12 protein-coding genes are annotated in these 14,358 nt (G+C 62.9%); 7 read left to right on the forward strand and 5 right to left on the reverse strand.

The window, feature by feature from the left end; all coding sequences use genetic code 11:
• Positions 1-60: 60 nt before the first annotated feature.
• Genes BW995_RS15395 through cobJ form a run of 3 tightly spaced genes read left to right on the forward strand, consistent with a single transcriptional unit; the run spans position 61 to position 3,065 of the window.
• Positions 61-687, forward strand: a complete 627-nt coding sequence (locus BW995_RS15395) for a precorrin-8X methylmutase (protein WP_076401271.1) — start codon at positions 61-63, stop codon at positions 685-687.
• Positions 688-1,422, forward strand: coding sequence for a precorrin-2 C(20)-methyltransferase (locus BW995_RS15400; protein WP_076401272.1), 735 nt, complete (start codon positions 688-690; stop codon positions 1,420-1,422).
• Positions 1,419-3,065 (forward strand): precorrin-3B C(17)-methyltransferase, encoded by a 1,647-nt coding sequence (gene cobJ, locus BW995_RS15405; protein WP_245821492.1) that lies wholly within the window; start codon positions 1,419-1,421, stop codon positions 3,063-3,065. The genes BW995_RS15400 and cobJ overlap by 4 nt, the downstream gene beginning before the upstream one ends.
• Here the strand turns inward: cobJ and BW995_RS15410 are convergent.
• The 4 genes from BW995_RS15410 to BW995_RS15425 all read right to left on the reverse strand — a co-directional run bounded on the left by BW995_RS15410 (position 3,035) and on the right by BW995_RS15425 (position 7,705).
• Positions 3,035-3,781, reverse strand: coding sequence for a cobalt-precorrin-6A reductase (locus tag BW995_RS15410; RefSeq protein WP_076401274.1), 747 nt, complete (start codon positions 3,779-3,781; stop codon positions 3,035-3,037). The two genes, cobJ and BW995_RS15410, sit on opposite strands and share 31 nt — an antisense overlap.
• On the reverse strand, positions 3,771-4,838 hold the full coding sequence (gene tcuB, locus BW995_RS15415; protein ID WP_076401275.1) for a tricarballylate utilization 4Fe-4S protein TcuB: 1,068 nt from the start codon (positions 4,836-4,838) through the stop codon (positions 3,771-3,773). The genes BW995_RS15410 and tcuB overlap by 11 nt, the downstream gene beginning before the upstream one ends.
• A complete protein-coding gene (tcuA, locus tag BW995_RS15420) occupies positions 4,825-6,033 on the reverse strand; it encodes an FAD-dependent tricarballylate dehydrogenase TcuA (RefSeq protein WP_076401276.1) in 1,209 nt (402 codons plus the stop codon). Before tcuA ends, tcuB begins: the two co-directional genes overlap by 14 nt.
• A 331-nt stretch (positions 6,034-6,364) precedes the next feature.
• Complete coding sequence (locus BW995_RS15425) at positions 6,365-7,705, reverse strand: GH1 family beta-glucosidase (RefSeq protein WP_076401277.1); 1,341 nt, start codon at positions 7,703-7,705, stop codon at positions 6,365-6,367.
• 209 nt (positions 7,706-7,914) lie between these two features.
• Here BW995_RS15425 and BW995_RS15430 point away from each other — a divergent pair, with 209 nt between their 5' ends.
• From BW995_RS15430 to BW995_RS15445, 4 genes are all read left to right on the forward strand, one after another.
• Complete coding sequence (locus BW995_RS15430) at positions 7,915-9,489, forward strand: sigma 54-interacting transcriptional regulator (RefSeq protein ID WP_076401343.1); 1,575 nt, start codon at positions 7,915-7,917, stop codon at positions 9,487-9,489.
• Between the two features lie 253 nt (positions 9,490-9,742).
• Positions 9,743-10,933: an alanine racemase gene (gene alr / locus BW995_RS15435; protein ID WP_076401278.1), complete on the forward strand. Its 1,191-nt coding sequence runs from the start codon at positions 9,743-9,745 to the stop codon at positions 10,931-10,933.
• 20 nt (positions 10,934-10,953) lie between these two features.
• Positions 10,954-12,243: a D-amino acid dehydrogenase gene (locus BW995_RS15440; RefSeq protein ID WP_076401279.1), complete on the forward strand. Its 1,290-nt coding sequence runs from the start codon at positions 10,954-10,956 to the stop codon at positions 12,241-12,243.
• Positions 12,244-12,286: 43 nt separating this feature from the next.
• Positions 12,287-12,670 (forward strand): RidA family protein, encoded by a 384-nt coding sequence (locus BW995_RS15445; RefSeq protein ID WP_076401280.1) that lies wholly within the window; start codon positions 12,287-12,289, stop codon positions 12,668-12,670.
• A 606-nt stretch (positions 12,671-13,276) separates the two neighbouring features.
• On the opposite strand, the gene BW995_RS15450 is transcribed toward BW995_RS15445, so the two are convergent.
• Complete coding sequence (locus tag BW995_RS15450; protein WP_076401281.1) at positions 13,277-14,053, reverse strand: ferredoxin--NADP reductase; 777 nt, start codon at positions 14,051-14,053, stop codon at positions 13,277-13,279.
• Between the last annotated feature and the right edge of the window lie 305 nt (positions 14,054-14,358).

Consider the following 14,358-nt stretch of genomic DNA (forward strand, 5'->3'; position numbering starts at 1 on the left):
GCGCATGGTGTATGACTGCCGCCTGAATGACAGGCTCCAGTTTGAACCAGAGGCTCCGACATGCTCGAGTATCTCCGCCGTGGCGATGATATCTATCGCCAGTCCTTTGCCATCATCAGGGCCGAAGCAAACCTGACCCGCATTCCTGCCGATCTGGAAAAGCTGGCGGTCCGGGTGGCCCATGCCTGCGGCATGCCGGACATCATTGATGGCCTGATGTTCTCATTGGGGGCAGGGGAAGCCGGTCGGGCTGCGCTGGCCGCCGGAGCAGCGATCCTGTGCGACTGCCGGATGGTCGCCGAAGGCGTCACCCGTGCCCGTCTGCCTGCGGCCAATCGCGTTGTCTGCACCCTGAATGATCCCTCGGTGCCCGATCTGGCGCGGCAGATGGATACCACCCGTTCGGCGGCAGCTTTGGAGCTGTGGCGTCCGCAGTTGGCGGGGGCGGTGGTTGCGATTGGCAACGCCCCCACTTCGCTGTTCCATCTGCTGACCATGCTGGATGCCGGAGCACCGCGCCCGGCGCTGATTTTGGGCTTTCCGGTCGGCTATGTCGGGGCGGCGGAGTCCAAGCAGGAACTGGCCGATGACAGCCGGGGCGTGCCGTTTGTGGCGGTCCGGGGTCGTCGTGGCGGCAGCGCGATGGCCGCTGCCGCCCTCAACGCTCTGGCGACGGAGGACGAGTAAATGGTGGCGGTCAAGGGACGACTGTTCGGTTTGGGGGTCGGGCCGGGCGATCCGGACCTGATCACCGTCAAGGCATTGCGCTACCTGCAGTCGGCGGCGGTTGTTGCCTATCCGGTTGCCAAAGGCAAAAAAGGCAATGCCTTCAGCATTGTCGAAGGGTATTTGCAGGACTGGCAGATTCGCTTGCCACTGGTCTATCCGGTGACAACGGAAACATTGCCGCCACCGTTCTGCTATGAAACCACCCTGCGCACCTTTTATGACCAGATGGCTGAAGAGATTGCCGTGCATCTGGAGGCTGGCCGCGATGTGGCGGCAATCTGCGAGGGTGACCCGTTCTTTTACGGCTCGTTCATGTACCTGCATGACCGGCTGGCCGACCGTTTTGAGACCGAGGTGGTGCCGGGTGTCTGCTCGATGCTGGCCGGAGCAGCGGTACTGGGGGCTCCGCTGGTCTACCGCAACCAGACCCTGACCGTGTTGTCGGGGGTTCTGCCGGAACAGGAACTGTCCCGTCGTCTGGCGGATACCGGCGCGGCGGTGATCATGAAACTGGGTCGCAATTTTGCCAAGGCCCGCAAGGTGATCGAAGATCTGGGGTTGATGGGGCGGGCGCTGTATGTCGAACGTGCCACCATGAGCGCCCAGCGCACCCTGCCGCTGACCGAGGTGGTCGCCGACAGTGTGCCCTATTTCGCCATGATTCTGGTTCCTGGCCCGCGATGGGAAGCATGATGGCGGCGATCCTGATCCTCGGGCAGGGCAGCCTGCCAACGGCGCGACGTCTGCAAGCAGCCTTGCCGGAGGCGGTCATTTACGGTCTGAAGGGGCGGGTAACCGGTGCCGACAGGGTCTATGACGGCTTCGGGGAGACCCTGCGGGAACTCTATCAGCGTGATGTGCCGATCATTGCCCTGTGTGCCAGCGGCATCATTATTCGCTCGCTGGCACCGTTGCTGCAAAACAAGCGGGTCGAGCCGCCGGTGCTGGCGGTGGCCGAGGATGGCAGCGCGGTGGTGCCACTGCTGGGCGGATTGCGCGGGGTCAATGATCTGGCGAGGCGGATCGGGGCGGCGCTGGGGCAGGCTCCGGCGATCACCACCACCGGCGAGGTTCGCCTGGCCCTGACGCTGGAACATCCGCCATCCGGGTACGTGCTGCGCAATCCGGCAGACGGAAAAGCCTTCATGTCTGACGTGCTGGCCGGGGAAACGGTGCGGGTGATCGGGCAGGCTCCGTGGCTGGCGGCCAGTCGTCTGGTTAATGATCCGAACGGGCGGTTGATTTTGCGGGTCACCACCGAAGACCATCAGCCGGAGGTGGGGGAACTGGTGTTCCATCCCCGCTCGCTGGTGCTGGCGGCCCGTGAGGTGAGCGACGACCTGCCGCAACAGGTGCAGGCGGCTCTGGCGGCGGAGCGGCTGGCGGTGCAGGCGGTGGCCTGTTTGCTGGTGCCGGTGGTCGCTGCCGGGCAGCCCGCCGCCCATCAGGCTGCGGCCCTGTTGGGCTGCCCGCTTCGTTTCGGTGACGCCGACCTGCCGGACGCCCGACACCATGGCCCGATTGCCATCGCTCAGGCATCTGACCCGACCGCCCTGTCCCTGCCGGGGCTGCGGCAAGGGCGGCTGGCGGTGATTGGTCTGGGGCCGGGGGCGGCGGACCTGATGGCCCCCGCCGTCAAGGACGAACTGCATCGTGCCGGGCATCTGATCGGCTATGACCCCTATCTGCAGATGGCAGGCCCGTTCCGTCCGGATCAGGTGGTGCATGGCTCGGACAACCGGGTGGAAATGGACCGTGCCCGCCATGCCTTGCAGCTGGCGGCCGCTGGCGAGCGGGTGGTGGTGGTGTCATCGGGCGACCCCGGCGTCTTTGCGATGGCAACGGCGGTGATGGAAGCCTTGCATGCCTCCGATGATCCGCTGTGGCATGGGGTGGATCTGGTTGTCTTGCCGGGTATTTCGGCAGCGCAGGCGGCGGCGGCGCGCGCCGGTGCGCCATTGGGGCATGATTTCTGTACCCTGTCGCTGTCTGACAACCTGAAACCGTGGTCGGTGATCCTTGATCGCCTGATCCACGCGGCACAGGCCGATCTGGTGCTGGCCCTGTACAATCCGTTGTCGCGGGCGCGACCGTGGCAACTGGGCGAGGCGCTGGAACTGCTGCGGCGATACCGGGCCCCGGAAACGGTGGTGGTGCTGGGGCGCGACGTTGGCCGTCCTGCCGAGGCGATGACCATCACCACCCTGCGCGAGCTGCATCCACAGCAGGTGGACATGCGAACGGTGGTGATCATCGGCTCGTCACTCACCCGCCACTTCCCGCGCGGGGCTGGTGGGCAGTGGGCTTATACCCCGCGCTGGTATCCCAACCAGTAGAGGGCTTCGGTGACGGTGGCCGCCGTTGCGGTCTCGGGGCGGCGCGGGCGATTGCGGATCACCACCCGTATCCCCAGCGCACGGGCGGCGGTCAGTTTGGCATCGGTCGGGCCGCCGCTGTTCTTGCACACAATGGTATCAATCCGCTGGCCGGTCAGCAGGGCATGTTCGTCTGCCAGCGTGAACGGTCCCCGCGCCAGCAGGATTTCAGCCTGTGGAAAGGGTGGCATTGGGTCGGGGGGCTCGACTGACCGGATCAGAAACCATGGTCGCTCCAGTGTGGCGAAGGGGGCCAGTTCCTGCCGCCCGACGGCCAGCAAAACCCGCCGGGAATGATTGGCGACCACGGCGACCGCCTGCTGCCAGTCATCGACCTCATCCCACAGGTCTCCGTCCTGACGCCGCCATGCCGGGCGTTCCAGCCGCAGCAGCGGGACTCCCGCTACGGCACAGCCCGCCGCCGCGTTCCAGCCCATCCGCGAGGCAAAGGGGTGGGTACAATCGACCACGGCGGCAATCTTCTGCGCCGCTAGGTACCCGGCCAGACCCTCCGGCCCGCCAAAGCCGCCGATGCGGACTTCGCCAGCAGGCAGGCGCGGGGTGCCGGTCCGTCCGGCCAGCGAGGAAATCACCCGCACACCGGGGCAGTCCACCAGAGCACTGGCCAGAGCATAAGCTTCGGTAATGCCCCCGAGAATCAGGATGTTACGGACCATTGTGCCTTTCCAGTGCGGCCCGCAGCACAGCGGCTGCGCGATAGGGGGCATGGGCAAATTTCCCCTGCCCGAGAGTGGCAAAGAATCCTGCCACGCAGCCCATGTGGACCGCCAGCAAAATTCCCATCGCCGCCGTTTCCCGCCACAGCAACAGGGCAAGACCGGTGGCGGCGATGGCAAACAGCAGCACCGGCAGGGTGAGGCCCGCAGCAGGAGGATCGACAGCGGGATCAGGCAAGGGGCGATACCACAGCATGCCGCTGCTGCCGGCGATCATGGCCACGCCTCCGGTACTGCCCAGCACCACCGGCAGGCTGTCCAGCGGATAGGGAGCCTGCCAGCCAAGGAGGTGATGGTAGAGGGTGGCGATGACGGTGGCGGCAAAGCACAGCAAAAAACCCGAGACCAGCAGGTGATGGGACCGGCGGCGGGCGGTGCCGTTGGCGCAGGCGAGGCCGGTGCCGCGCAAGGGGCGCAGGGTGATCAGGGTTTTTCCGGCGGTGAGAAGGGCCGTCAATGATGGTGTTCCGCCGCCGCTTGCGCGCCAGAAACGGCGCAAATCACGCCACAGGCTGAGGACTGACCACAACAGCGGCACGCCCGCCACCGCACACAGCGCCGACCACGGCAGGACAGCGTAAAAGGCGCCGGGGGCAAGGTGGCGGGCAAACAGGATGTTCCAAGGGACCAGCAACAGGGTTAGCAGCGGTACCAGCACCACCACCGACCAGGCAATCCACGGGCGATCACGCCATGACTGCTGCCGCAGGCGGGCCAGTGTCCGGGGAACGGTGACGGCAAAGGGATGCGGCGGGGCATACTGGCAGACCGACCCGCAGGTTCGGCAGTCATGGCACAGGTGCGCCAGCCAGATCAGTTGCCCATCGCCGAGCGGCTGGGCGTGGTCGCTGGGCGTACCGGCAACAGTCTCTTTTTTAAGCTGGTGTGTCATTCGGAACATGTCGCACACGCCGTTGCAATAGTTGCACACCATACACAGGGTCAGGATGCGGCGGGCTTCGGCCAAATCGTCACGGGCAGGGTCAGGCAAGGACATGGCGTGCGGCCTCCTCGCCCGCGATGCGGCCAAAGACGGCGCCGATGGTCATGCCGCCTCCGGCCAGATAACCGGTTCCCAGCACATTGGGGGCCATGATCATGCCTGCGGCAAAAAGGGTATCGCACCGGCTGCCGTCCTGCAGTATCAGCCGGGTGGTGTGATCGACCTGCACCCCCAGACAGGTGAAGGTGATGCCGGGACGAAGGGGATAGGCGAAAAAGGGCGGCTGGCGTACCCGCCCGCAGTCTTTGGCCGAGCGGGCCAGAGCGTCGCCGTTCAGGCGCAGCAGCGCCGCCAGTGCGGGCAGCGACGGGGCCGACAGTGGCGGAAACACCGACAACGGCATGGTGGTATGGCCGTCCGCATCGACAATCAGGGTGGCCTGCCGGTCTGGTAAAGCGGCAATCAGGCGGCCCCAGACGGCATAGCGGTTCTGTCCAACGACCGAGCCTTCGTCCTGAAACCGGTTGCCTGCCCGGTCAACCACCATCCCATGATTCATGCCATCAACGCGGGTGACGATGCCGCCGTCATGGTTGGGGGACCGGGCATCGACGGCCACCAGATGGGCGGCCCCATCCTGCCCGACGGCGGCAACGCCTTGTGCCAGCAGTGAGCGCAGCATGGTTCCGTTGGCAAAGGGGGTTCCCCGGTTGATCAAGCCATGGCGCAAGTCGGCCTGATGGCCGCCACAGCAGACAATCACTGCCGAGGCGGGCAGGGTGTGCAGGAGCAGCGACGGGATTGGGTGATCATACAGGATCTCGACCCCCAGCGCCTCTGCTGTTGCATACAGCGCATTCAGGGCCGCCATGCCGCCACCCAGCAGGAAAGCGGTCTTGCGCGAGGGCGGAATGTCGCGGGTCTGAAAGACGACCCCTTGCGCCGCCAGCCACTCCGGCAACTCGGCGGAGCGGTCAACCAGAACGTGGCATAGCTGCGGATTGCCTGTTCCGGCGTTGGCGGTGTGCAGATCGGCCAGAAAATCTGCTGCTGGATAGGTGAGGGGAAACAGTGGGCCGGGGGCATCGTGCCGGATGCGCAGGTTACGGGAATGGCGGGTATTGCCGCCGCGCAGGGGCCGTGGAGCGGCCTCGGCAAGACGGACAGTAGCCCCGGCCCGGCGTGCGGTGATGGCAGCGCATAAGGCAGCCAGCCCGCCGCCGATGACCAGAATGTCCGTGTGGGCCATGGCGTTCGGTGTTCCGCAGGATCGGGAAGACAGGGTGTATGATTTTTATCAAAATATTCTTACAGAAGGGTCTGTCAAGAGAAAGCGTCATCCTGACGATGGCTCGCCCCCTTTTCATTATTCAGAAGATAAATTATGCGACTAAACCACGACATCGTGATTCCATGAAAGACACAACGGTACTGCTCGTCTGATCCTGAACCGCCGCAAGAGGTTTACAGCAAAAGGGCGTCCGGGTCAGGGACCCTGTATGCAGGCCGCAGGCGCATGAAAAACCGCCCCGAACCGATGGGTCCGGGGCGGTGAAACTGGCTTGGCAGAGCAGGGCGGGTTACGCCCCGTGCGTGCTCTTGATCAGGTTGGCGTACCAGTCAAACGAGGCTTTTTTGGTCCGCTTCTGGGTTTCGTAATCGACATGAACCAGACCAAAGCGCGGACCATAGCCCGAGCCCCATTCAAAGTTGTCGAGCAGCGACCAGACGAAGTAACCACGGACATCGGCACCCTTTTCAATCGCTTCGTGCATCGAGGCTGTATAGCGCTTGAGGTAGGTAACACGGTGGTTGTCGATCACCTGTCCGTTTTCATCAACCGTGTCGCCGCCGCCACAGCCGTTTTCGGTGACGTAAATCGGCAGCTTGTAGCGGTGGGTGAGGTCGATCAGTTCATCGCGGAAGGCATCGGGGAAGATCGCCCAGCCCAGTTCCGACTTGTCGGCATCGGCGGGGGCTTCGCCCCAGGCAAAGCCCCAGGTGCTGTTCGGATTGTCATCGACCTTGGCAAAGATCGGGCCATAGTGGTTCAGGCCAAAGAAATCGAGCGGACGGCAGATGCGGGCCATGTCGCCAGCCTGCACATAGGGCTCGATCGCCTGCCCCAGCATCGGCGGGTAATAGCCCAACAGTTGCGGATCAGGGAAGGCACGGTTCCAGTGCTCGTCCAGCAGGGCGGCGGCGTGCTTGTTTTCTTCCTTGCCGTGCTCGGGCCAGACCGCCTGCCGGTTATGGACTGCCCCGATGACCGCACCGGGAACATGGGCGCGGATCACATCGACAGCAGCGCCGTGGGCCAGGTTGACGTGGTGAATGGCCTTCAGGTGGGTGTCGCGGTCGGTGATGCCGGGGGCGCTCCAGTCGATGGCATAGCCGAACAGGGTGAACACCGAAAATTCGTTGAAGGTGATCCACTTTTTCACCCGGTCGCCATAGCGACGGGCGAGCAGGGTGGCATAGTCTTCGAACCAGCCGACGCTGTCGCGCACCGCCCAGCCGCCGATATCATGCAGGGCCTGCGGCAGATCCCAGTGGTAAAGGCACAGCCACGGTTCGATATCGTTGGCGAGCAATTCGTCGATCAAACGATCGTAAAACTCCAGTCCTTTGAAGTTGACCGCCCCTTTGCCTTTTGGCAGAACGCGCGGCCAGGCGACGGAGAAGCGATAGGCGTCGATGCCCAACTCTTTCATCAGGGCAACGTCTTCGCGATAGCGGTGATAGTGGTCACAGGCCACATCGCCGCTGTCGCCATTGGCGATCTTGCCCAGACGGCAGCGGGTATCCCAGATGCTGGGGGCGCGGCCATCTTCCTGTGCAGCGCCTTCGATCTGATAGCTGGATGTCGAAACCCCCCAAACAAAATCCTTGGGCCAGCCGGTGGTGGTGTCATGGCTCATGGCGCTTCCCCTCTGGTTTGTGTGTTTATCGGTCAGGGTGTAGAACTCACTGTAATACCATTCAAAATTCCGTCAAGCGGCGGCAGGCAACACCCCTATACTTCTGGTGTGGGGCTGCGTTGCGCAAAGATCAAGAGGCATACCCTTTTCGCTCTCCCTCGCAACCGGCTATGCTGGTCGGCTGCGGCCCACAGTCTGGCGAGGCTTTGATGCGTATTGATGTGCTGTTTCAGGACCGGATCGGCATCGCCCAGGAAATTCTGGGGGTGGTGGCGGGCTATGGCCTGAATGTGGTGGCGGTAGAGGTTGATCCGCCGCATGTGTTCGTCGATGCGCCGGGGCTGGGGACGTCGGCCTTTGGGGCGTTGCGTGATGCCTTGCTGCTGGTGGTCAGTGTGGTGGATGTCAAGCCGGTGGACCTGTTGCCGGGGGCGCGGCGGCGGTTGCATCTGGATGCCTTGCTGGCGGCGATGCCGGACCCGGTGCTGCTGGTCGATGCCGCCGGGCTGGTGGTGGTTGGGAACGCGGCGGCGGCCACGGCCACCGGCCTGCGTCCTGAACAGTTGTCCGGTCTACCGTTACAGAGCATGGTCGATGGCGCGGAAGGGGCTGGAGCCTTGCAGGCCGAGCTGATCGCCAGTGCCTTTCGTCTGTCGCCACGGGAAGTCACCGTTGGCGGCGAGCCCTATCTGCTCGACTGTCGCCCGACTGAAGAAAGCGGGACTGGCGGTATCCTGACCCTGCGCCCGCCGAACCGGCTGGGAGAGGAGCTGCAAATCCTGCAACCGTTCCGCTCGGCGGACTTTGAGTCGTTTCTGGGGACCTCGCCAGCGGTGCAGGCCCTGCGGCAGCAAGGCGCACGCTTTGCCCTGCTGGATGCTCCGGTGCTGATTCTGGGGGAGACCGGGACCGGCAAGGAACTGGTGGCCCATGCCTGCCACGCTGGCAGCCATCGCAAGGGGGCGCCCTTTCTGGCCCTGAACTGTGCCGCTGTGCCGGAAAGTCTGGCCGAAAGCGAGTTGTTCGGTTACGCGCCGGGGGCCTTTTCCGGGGCGCAGAAGGGCGGCAAGCCGGGATTGCTGGAGCTTGCCAATGGCGGCACGGTGTTGCTGGACGAGGTGGGGGAGATGAGTCCCTATCTGCAAGCCAAGCTGTTGCGCTTTCTGAATGACCACAGCTTTCGCCGGGTGGGCGGCGAGAAGGAAATCACCGTGGATGTACGGATCGTGGCGGCGACCCATCGCGACCTGTCGGCGATGGTTGCCGAACGAACGTTCCGTGAAGACCTGTATTATCGCCTGAACGTGCTGCGGCTGGAAATGCCGCCGCTGCGGGCGCGCGGGGATGACATCATCCTGCTGGCCCGTCACTTTGTCCATGATGCGGCGGTACAGGTCGGTCGCCCGGCACCGTCGCTGTCTCCGGCGGCGCGGCAGGCTTTGCTGGCGCATCCCTGGCCGGGCAATGTGCGCCAATTGCAGAATGTGCTGTTCCGGGCCGTGACCATGTGCGACCGCTCGGTGCTGGGGCGCGAAGACCTTGATCTCAGCCTGCCGGGGCAGGTGGCGGAGCCGTGGGAAATGGCCGGAACGGTGAGTCTTGCCCCAGATGCGGCGGGTGGCGATTGGCCCGAGGACTGGGAACAGGCGCGGGATGCCTTTGAACGGGGGCTGCTCGAACAGCTTTATCCGCGCTTTCCCTCCAGCCGCAAGCTGGCGCAGCGGTTGCGGACCTCGCACACCATGATTGCCAATAAGTTGCGGAAATACGGGTTGGGTGGGTGATGTAAATTTTTATATACACTGTATTTTTTTAGTTACAGTCTGTATTTTGCAAATTCCGTTATAAATCTTTTTATATCAGTATGTTGATTTTTATAGTGTACATAAAAGTATACACCCTGTGCGTTGCATATAGTCTGTGCAGGTGCGAAGAGCCGCCTGTTTCCTGTGCTGGAGTCAGTTGGCACGCATGTTGCTTTGGGAGGGGCATGGTGCCGGTGGGCCGGTGCCTCTCTTTTTGTGACAGGTGCTCCCCATGTCCTCCGCCTTTTCTCTCACCACTCCGGGCCAACAGGCTGATATCGCGGTCGGTGCTGCCGATCATGCCGGTGCTCTGCTGACCATTGATCTGGGCGCGGTGGTCGATAACTGGCTGACCCTGAAGGGGATGGCCGCCGATGGGGCCGATTGCGCTGCGGTGCTGAAGGCCAACGCCTATGGTCTCGGCGCGGTGCCGGTGGCGCAGGCCTTGGCGGCGGCGGGGTGCCGGAACTTCTTTGTTGCCCATGTGGACGAAGGCATCGCCTTGCGCCGCCATCTGCCTGCGGCAGCCAACCTGTTTGTGCTGCACGGTGCGCCTCCGGGGGCCGAGGAAGCCTGTGCCGCCAATGGCCTGATTCCGATCCTGAACAGCCTGCCGCAGTTGCGGGCGTGGGTGGCCCTGTGTGGTCGCTGGTCGCGTCGCCTGCCTGCCGGGGTGCAGGTGGACAGCGGCATGGCCCGCGCCGGGATGGATGCCGCCGAGCTGGCCGAGTTGGACGCCGTCCCCGAGCTGCTCGCAGCCTTTGACCTGCGTCTGATCATGAGTCATCTGGCCTGCGCCGATGAACCAGAGTCGCCGATGAACCGCGAGCAGTTGCAGGCTTTTAGCACCATTCGCGCCCGCTTCCCGCAGGTTCCGGCCAGCTTTGCCAACTCGTCGGGGGTGTTCCTCGGCAAGGAATGGCATTTCGACCTGCTGCGTCCGGGGGTGGCCCTGTATGGCGGCAACCCGACCCCGGGCAAGCCCAACCCGATGAGGCCGGTGGTGCGCCTGCGGGCCAAGATCATGCAAATGCGCGCCGTGCCTGCCGGGGCGTCGGTCGGCTATGGTCGGGGTCATATCACCTCTGCCCCCAGCCGGATTGCGACGGCGGGGGTTGGCTATGCCGACGGATTCTTCCGCTGCCTCGGCGGCACGGCGCGGGCCTATTGGGCCGATACGCCGCTGCCGATCGTCGGTCGGGTGTCGATGGACATGATCACCGTTGATGTGACGGCGGTCCCCGAAGACCTGCTGTATCCCGGTGCGCTGATCGACCTGATCGGTACCCACCGCACGGTGGACGATCTGGCCACCGAAGCCGGTACCATCAGCTATGAAATTCTGACCAGCCTCGGCAATCGCTATCACCGTACCTATATCAACGGTACGGGTCGTGTTGCCTCAGTCTCTTCTTCTCTTTGAGCCAAAAAGGGCACCCAGCCATGAAAGTCGTCATCCTTGGCAGCGGCGTTATCGGAGTCACCACCGCGTGGTTCCTGGCCCAGGACGGCCATCAGGTCGAAGTCATCGACCGTCAGGACGCTCCGGCGATGGAAACCAGCTTCGCAAACGCTGGCGAAATCTCTCCCGGTTATGCCACGCCGTGGGCCGCGCCCGGCATCCCGATGAAAGCGTTCAAGTGGATGTTCGAGCGCCACGCGCCGCTGGTGCTGCATGCCCGCTTCGATCCGTCGATGTGGAGCTGGATGTGGCAGATGCTGCGCAACTGCAACGCCGAGCGTTATGAAATCAACAAGGGCCGCATGGTCCGGGTGGCCGAATATTCGCGCGACGTGCTGAAGCAACTGCGCGCCGACATCGGTCTGGAATACGATCACCGCACCCTCGGCACCCTCGAAGTGTTCCGCACCCAGAAAGCAGTTGATGGCGTGGCCAAGGACATGGCCGTGCTTGACAGCTATGGCGTGCCCTATGAAGTGCTCGACCGCGACGGCTGCGTGCGCTATGAACCGGCGCTGGCCCGCGTGAAGGAAAAGATCGTCGGCGGCCTGCGCCTGCCGGGCGATGAAACCGGTGATTGCTTCAAGTTCACCCAGACGCTGGCCAAGCATGCCGCTGCCGCTGGCGTGGTGTTCCGTCAGGGCGTCAAGATTGCTGCCATCGAAAGCAACGGCGACCGCATCACCGGCGTGCGCACCACCGACGGTCTGGTGACGGGCGATGCCTATGTGGTGGCGCTGGGCAGCTATTCGCCGTTCCTGCTCAAGCCGCTGGGCATCCATGTGCCGGTGTTCCCGGTCAAGGGCTATTCGATCACTGTGCCGGTGACCAACCCCGACGCCGCCCCGGTTTCAACGGTGATGGACGAAGCCCACAAGGTGGCGCTGACCCGTCTGGGCGACCGCATCCGCGTGGCCGGGATGGCGGAGCTGGCGGGCTTTGATCTGGAACTGCGTCAGCGCCGCCGGGAAACCGTCGAACATGTGCTGCGCGACCTGTTCCCCGATGGCGGCCCGATTGAACAGTCTGAATTCTGGTGCGGCCTGCGTCCGATGACCCCGGACAGCGTGCCGGTGATGGGGCCGACCAAGTTCGGTAACCTGTTCCTGAATACCGGCCATGGCACCTTGGGCTGGACCATGGCATGCGGCTCGGGCCGCGTGTTGTCTGACGTGATCGGTGGAAAAACCCCCGCTATCGACATGGAAGGCCTGACGGTAGCCCGTTTTGGCGGTACGATTGCCCCGGCATCCCGCCGCTCGGCGGCGTAATCGCTGCTTTTCCTGACAAACCCTAAAGACAAGGCCTGATTTCATGTCTGACCTCAAGATCATCAGCACTGACAAAGCCCCCGCCGCCATCGGTCCCTATTCGCAGGCGATGGCCTTGGGCAATCTGGTGTTTACCTCTGGCCAGATCCCTCTGAAGGCAGACGGCACCCTCGTTGACGGCGGTGTCGAAGAGCAGACCAATCAGGTGCTTGCCAACCTGAAGGCGGTGCTGGAAGAGGCTGGTGCCAGCCTGTCGTCGGTGATCAAGACCACCGTCTTTGTGCAAGACCTTGCCCATTTTGGGACCATCAACGCCCTGTATGAAGCGGCGTTCGGGACCCATAAGCCGGCGCGTTCCACCGTGCAGGTCGCCCGCCTGCCGCGTGACGTGCTGGTGGAAATCGAGGCGATTGCCGTTATCGGCTGATCGCAGCGGTTCCACCGCCCCGTCAGATCCTGGTCCCTCTGACGGGTTTCACCGAAGCCTACCCTACCACGCAACTATAGCCCTCGCCCCGGCCTGCCGGAGCGGGGGCTATAGCCGTCTGGAGCATTGTGCGAAAAGTGGGAACCGGTTTTCGCAACAACAATGCGGCATGGAAAAACCTGCATTGTGCGAAAAGTGGGAACCGGTTTTCGCAACAACAATGCGGCATGGAAAAACCTGCATTGTGCGAAAAGTGGGAACCGGTTTTCGCAACGACAATGCGGCATGGAAAAACCTGCATTGTGCGAAAAGTGGGAACCGGTTTTTGCAACAACATAGAAAACAGTATCATGGAGGGCTGCTCCAAACCTCGCTGGGGCCAGTCGGCCCCATACCTCATTGATTTGATATTCAAAGAAAAAATGGGGGTTCGGGGGCATCACCTCCGAACTGGTATGGGCGGTAGCCCATCCTCCTGCGCTGACTGTCGTGTACTGTGGCGTCAGATGTAACACACGCTGGTCTGGGTGGGATTTGGCCAAAAAACAACGCCGGACAGGGCGGTCCCATCCGGCGTTATCGTCTTTTTCCCGGCAAAGGGAAGCCTTATTTGGCCTCGGCAAAGGCTTTTTCGATCACGAAGTGGCCCGGCTTGTTGCCTGCGCCTTCGTCAAAGCCGATGCTTTCCAGATAGTTCGACAGCTCGACCAGCATCGACGGGTTGCCGCAGATCATCACGCGGTCCACCGCCGGGTCGAACGGCTTTTCGCCCAGATCCTCGAACAGCTTGCCGGTGTAGATCAGGCTGGTGATGCGGCCCTGACGTTCATGCTGCTCGCGGGTGACCGAGCAGTAGTAGGTCAGCTTCTTGGCAATCACATCACCAAAGAACTCGTTCTGCGGCAGATCGCGTTCGATCAGCTCGCGGTACACCAGTTCGTTGGTGGTGCGGCAGGTGTGGGTCAGGATCACCCGGTCAAACAGTTCATAGACTTCCGGGTCCTTGATGATGCTGAGGAACGGAGCCAGACCGGTGCCGGTGGAAATCAGGTACAGGTTCTTGCCGGGCAGCAGGTTGGCGGTCACCAGCGTCCCGGTCACCTTACGGTTGACCAGCACGGTGTCACCGACCTGAACGTGCTGCAGGCGCGAGGTCAGCGGACCGTTCGGCACCTTGATCGACAGGAATTCGAGGTGTTCTTCATAGTTGGCGCTGACCACCGAATAGGCGCGCATCAGCGGCTTGCCATCAACCCGCAGGCCGATCATGGCAAATTGACCATTCTCAAAGCGGAAACCCGGATCACGGGTTAGCTTGATGGTGAACAGGGAGTCGGTCCAGTGGTGAACTTCAGTGACCGTGGCTTCGATGATATTGGACATGGGCCTTCCGGGGGAACTGTAGTGACAACGAAATGCGCCTGACCAGATTGCTGCCCTGACCGCATGGGGAAACGCCTGGCGAAAGACCCCACAACCGCACCTGCGAACGCTAAGATAGCTTCATAAGGCCGGACGGAAAAAAAGCAAGCACCCTGTGCGCCGTGGCGGCGAATATCTGCCATGTTGCTGTAAAATGCAACATAATTACGTAAAAATATGGTGATTATTTTTGCAGGGGAAAATCACCCCTTCCATGGCGTCCGCTACCGCGATGCAGGCCATCGGGGGAATGATTCTGCTGTCTT

The organism is Insolitispirillum peregrinum (assembly GCF_900156605.1).
Taxonomy (GTDB): domain Bacteria; phylum Pseudomonadota; class Alphaproteobacteria; order Rhodospirillales; family Rhodospirillaceae; genus Insolitispirillum; species Insolitispirillum peregrinum.

What these genes read in the sequence shown, in the direction of transcription:
- BW995_RS15395 (WP_076401271.1), top strand. Translation starts at nt 61, where the DNA reads ATGCTCGAGTATCTCCGCCGTGGCGATGATATCTATCGCCAGTCCTTT.
- BW995_RS15400 (WP_076401272.1), top strand. Translation starts at nt 688, where the DNA reads ATGGTGGCGGTCAAGGGACGACTGTTCGGTTTGGGGGTCGGGCCGGGC.
- cobJ (WP_245821492.1), top strand. Translation starts at nt 1,419, where the DNA reads ATGATGGCGGCGATCCTGATCCTCGGGCAGGGCAGCCTGCCAACGGCG.
- BW995_RS15410 (WP_076401274.1), bottom strand. Translation starts at nt 3,781, where the DNA reads ATGGTCCGTAACATCCTGATTCTCGGGGGCATTACCGAAGCTTATGCT.
- tcuB (WP_076401275.1), bottom strand. Translation starts at nt 4,838, where the DNA reads ATGTCCTTGCCTGACCCTGCCCGTGACGATTTGGCCGAAGCCCGCCGC.
- tcuA (WP_076401276.1), bottom strand. Translation starts at nt 6,033, where the DNA reads ATGGCCCACACGGACATTCTGGTCATCGGCGGCGGGCTGGCTGCCTTA.
- BW995_RS15425 (WP_076401277.1), bottom strand. Translation starts at nt 7,705, where the DNA reads ATGAGCCATGACACCACCACCGGCTGGCCCAAGGATTTTGTTTGGGGG.
- BW995_RS15430 (WP_076401343.1), top strand. Translation starts at nt 7,915, where the DNA reads ATGCGTATTGATGTGCTGTTTCAGGACCGGATCGGCATCGCCCAGGAA.
- alr (WP_076401278.1), top strand. Translation starts at nt 9,743, where the DNA reads ATGTCCTCCGCCTTTTCTCTCACCACTCCGGGCCAACAGGCTGATATC.
- BW995_RS15440 (WP_076401279.1), top strand. Translation starts at nt 10,954, where the DNA reads ATGAAAGTCGTCATCCTTGGCAGCGGCGTTATCGGAGTCACCACCGCG.
- BW995_RS15445 (WP_076401280.1), top strand. Translation starts at nt 12,287, where the DNA reads ATGTCTGACCTCAAGATCATCAGCACTGACAAAGCCCCCGCCGCCATC.
- BW995_RS15450 (WP_076401281.1), bottom strand. Translation starts at nt 14,053, where the DNA reads ATGTCCAATATCATCGAAGCCACGGTCACTGAAGTTCACCACTGGACC.